The sequence below is a fragment of the Pseudomonas sp. PDM16 genome (genome assembly GCF_014851865.1).
Classification (GTDB): Bacteria; Pseudomonadota; Gammaproteobacteria; order Pseudomonadales; family Pseudomonadaceae; genus Aquipseudomonas.
Genome location: NZ_JACVAM010000016.1, coordinates 1 through 3,350, shown reverse-complemented (window position 1 = coordinate 3,350; position 3,350 = coordinate 1). Strand labels below are relative to the sequence as shown.

Here is a 3,350-nt window from a genome sequence, read left to right as displayed (position 1 = left end):
AAAAGCACGACGTCTCAATCTATACAGATGACGAGTCTGAATCTTCATCTGGCGTCTACGCCGAGCTACGAGGTGTGGCATCCGAAGCTGAGCTTGAGCGTCGGCTTCTAACCAAAAAATCCGTATCCAAAGCAAGTCGCGCAAATCTAATTGCCATCCTTGCACTTATTGTTTCAGTTGCCTCACTAATAGCCACAGTCTGCTCAAGTACAGGCCCCTAACAATGCGCTCAACTGCCGCTCACTCCGTTCGCTGGACAGCCAAAAGCTACGCTTTTGTCTGCCCGTTAGCTTAATCGTTAGGCCCTATGAAAAATCTAGCTTCGGCGTCACTGATTTTTTGCACTCTGAGCAGTCACTGTTTTGGGCATGAGGACACAATGCTCAGCCTCGGAAATAGCGGAGCGATAGTCGGCTTGCCAGAGCAATATCTGCCAGCAACTTTAGAGATAGAGCTTTCTACCGACGCCACTGCCACCGCAGTAGAAAAAATTCAAATAGAAATTGCAAAAAACAAATTAAGCCTACCGCAATGCATTATGCAACTACTCAAAACAAATAATGCATCTGACATATCGCTATCCGCCTCTTGGTATCACGAGGCGTCCTCGCTACCACACTACATTAATGTCAATTTTTACGACCCTGGGTACAATCCAGAGAAGTGGGCAAATTCTGGATATTCGATAATATTCAACCTTGCCAATGCAAAAATTATTGACATGACATATTCACAAGTTAGCCCGGATGGAAGCAGCTCTCAGCTCCATCCGGTTAACTTCTCTAGTCTTTGCCGAAATCAAGAAATTGAGAATTTCCTAGATGCTACACCAACACCATAGTTACGGCCTAACAAGTGGTTCAAGCCGCTCGCTTCGCTCACTCGGGACCGGCTAAAGCCGGCCCCTTAACCAAACGTTAGGCGTCTCAGGGAGCAATATGGGCACGACTGGATACAGCTTGTACTCGGATGATTTAGCCTGTGACGTGAGGGACAGCTTTCGAGAACTTCTCGCCAGCCTAGACCCGATCGAGGCAAGAGAAAGAGTTATTGCGGAGTTCTCTGCAGAGGCCAATGATCTAGACGACGGGCCCGTCTTTTGGCTCGCTCTAGCCGAGACAATGCACAAGTACGGTTGCCTAGATTCTGGAACTCGCGAGACTGCTCTAAAGAGTATTTCTTCAAACGCAGATCGACACCGCTGGTCCGATTCCCAGTGGGTGCGCCGCAAGCGTGTACTCGATGCGCTAGAGCAACGTCTTAACTCTAGCCAGCCAGCCTTCCGCCGTCCGCGAAAAATAAAGGCGCCAGACTTTCCGTCTTTCCGGGTCGACTCGCCGGACGGCAGTGCACATGCCACAGCTTTTGAGCTCCAACCTGGTCATACGCAAATCTCTATTGAAATGGTGTCCAATGGCTCTGTTGGTGGTGGTGGCGTCGCGTATGGTGAGTGCGCTTTAGACTCCGTTAGCCTCGCTTGGTTGGATCCAAACCATCTGAGTATCGTGTCTTCCAACTCTTGTATTGCAGGTCAAGATTCTCTGTTCTACTACGGGCGCACGATCAAGGTCTCATATGCCTCGAGAGACGCCTAACAATTCGTTCAAGCCGACGCCGCTTTGCGGCGCGGCTTAACTCAAAGCGTTAGGCGCAAGGGCAATATTGGTTATTCAGCACCGAGCCAGGAAACACAATAACCGCATCGGCGCAGTGTTCCTGAATCGAATGGTCGCCTGGCAGTAGAGGCCGTTATTTGTGGCCAGCAAAGGAGTTGCTTTAAAAGAATGTGCACAGCACAAATAACCTTCCGGGCCACAACCGACACGCCGTGCGCACCGCCGGTTAAGCTCGGTGCTGGCACCATTTCCGGCGTTCGTCGGGGCAATCTAACAATTGGCTCAAGTCGTTCGCTTCGCTCACTCGGGACCGGCATAGCCGGCCCCTTAGCCAAACGTTAGGTGCCAACATGCGGCATCGCTGTAAACTGATGGCGCTATTATTGCAACTTTAATGGGGGTGTTATGCGTATTCGCTTTGCTGTTCTGCCGCTCTTGCTCCTCAGCGGCTGCGTTTCAGTTCCGCCAGCCACAATTGCAAATCCTGAAGCGCTGAAGCCAATCCAAGGGCCTCAAGAAGCCCAGAAAGTAATTTACGTTTCAGACGTTACTGCCAAGCTCATCGACAAAAAGATTGGTCAGATGAAGGCGGGCACTCTGTGTGTTGGCGGTGCAGATCTTATTTGGACTGACAACCAGTCGGCTTTGACTGCAATCCAGAACCAAATCGAACAAACATTAAAGAAAAACGGCTACAACGTATATTCCGGACTTGTTCGATCAAAAGCGGAGAAAGACGCAGACATCCTTATTGGCGTAGCCATCAATGACATTAGAGCCAATATCTGCTACTCCGTTGACGGAATGAAGGGTAGCGCGTCGCTGCGGCTCGACTGGGAAGTTGTGGACAACAAAAGTAACCAGTCACAAATCTTCTCAACGTCTGGCGCATCCACAATTGCAGAGTTCAGCGCGACCGGCGATCCAGATGTATTCGTAAAGGCTGCAGAGATGGCTACCGATAACTTGTTAGCCGAAAAAAGATTTTTTGAATCGGCTAGAAAGTAGAGTTGACACCTAACAGTTCATTCAGGCCGAACCCGCTTTGCGGGTCGGCTTAATTCAGGTGTTAGGCAAATAAATGAGTTGCATCCTTCGTTTCTGGGGAAAGGACTTCAACCCCCAAAAAGCAATTGAGGGAGTCCCGCTTGCGGCGGATAAACTCTGGCTTGTTGGCGAAAGGCGCTTTCCTGAAAGCACAAAGGCATTGAACCTGAACAAAAGTTCGGGGGTTAACTTCCTCGTGAGCGCCGCAGAATTTTCGGAGCTCCCATTGCAAATTGAGCATGCCACCTCATTCCTAGCCACACATCATTCATGGCTGGTATGCCTTTCCTCAGCTCCAGGCCTAGAAGGTGCGGTCATAGACTTTGGCGCAGAAATCAACAATCCTTTCTCCCAAAGCTACAGCTTCCCACCAGCGCTACTTACTGCATTAGGCAAAGCCAATATAACGCTTGGGCTTTCAATCTATCCGTACGACGACGCTACCGAGGATGCCTAACAATGCGCTCAACTGTCGCTCACTTCGTTCGCTGGACAGCCAAAAGCTGCGCTTTTGTCTGCCCGTGAGCTTAATCGTTAGGCAAAGGATGGCCATCATGAAGCCACCTGAAAAAATCGACGGGGCACACGTAGTCGAGTGGGCTTGGTCAGACGCACCGTTTGGGAACGTACTATACGAGGATGGTGAAGTAGCAGCCGTCATTCACGGCCTAGCAATCTGTCGGTACG

4 protein-coding genes are annotated in these 3,350 nt (G+C 50.3%); all 4 read left to right on the top strand.

Annotated features, from left to right (window positions below):
• Window positions 1–221, top strand: a 221-nt coding sequence (locus tag IB234_RS24080; protein ID WP_225580785.1) for a hypothetical protein, incomplete at its 5' end; no start/stop codon positions are given.
• A gap of 158 nt (window positions 222–379) precedes the next feature.
• Entirely contained in the window at window positions 380–841 is a 462-nt protein-coding gene (locus IB234_RS23745) for a hypothetical protein (RefSeq protein WP_192322315.1), read from the top strand.
• 1,180 nt (window positions 842–2,021) lie between these two features.
• Window positions 2,022–2,624 carry a hypothetical protein gene (locus IB234_RS23740; RefSeq protein WP_192322314.1) on the top strand — a complete coding sequence of 201 codons (603 nt, stop codon included), beginning with the start codon at window positions 2,022–2,024 and terminating at the stop codon, window positions 2,622–2,624.
• A 73-nt stretch (window positions 2,625–2,697) separates the two neighbouring features.
• Window positions 2,698–3,120 carry a hypothetical protein gene (locus IB234_RS23735; protein ID WP_192322313.1) on the top strand — a complete coding sequence of 141 codons (423 nt, stop codon included), beginning with the start codon at window positions 2,698–2,700 and terminating at the stop codon, window positions 3,118–3,120.
• Window positions 3,121–3,350: the final 230 nt, after the last annotated feature.

What these genes read in the sequence shown, in the direction of transcription:
- IB234_RS23745 (WP_192322315.1), top strand. Translation starts at nt 380, where the DNA reads ATGCTCAGCCTCGGAAATAGCGGAGCGATAGTCGGCTTGCCAGAGCAA.
- IB234_RS23740 (WP_192322314.1), top strand. Translation starts at nt 2,022, where the DNA reads ATGCGTATTCGCTTTGCTGTTCTGCCGCTCTTGCTCCTCAGCGGCTGC.
- IB234_RS23735 (WP_192322313.1), top strand. Translation starts at nt 2,698, where the DNA reads ATGAGTTGCATCCTTCGTTTCTGGGGAAAGGACTTCAACCCCCAAAAA.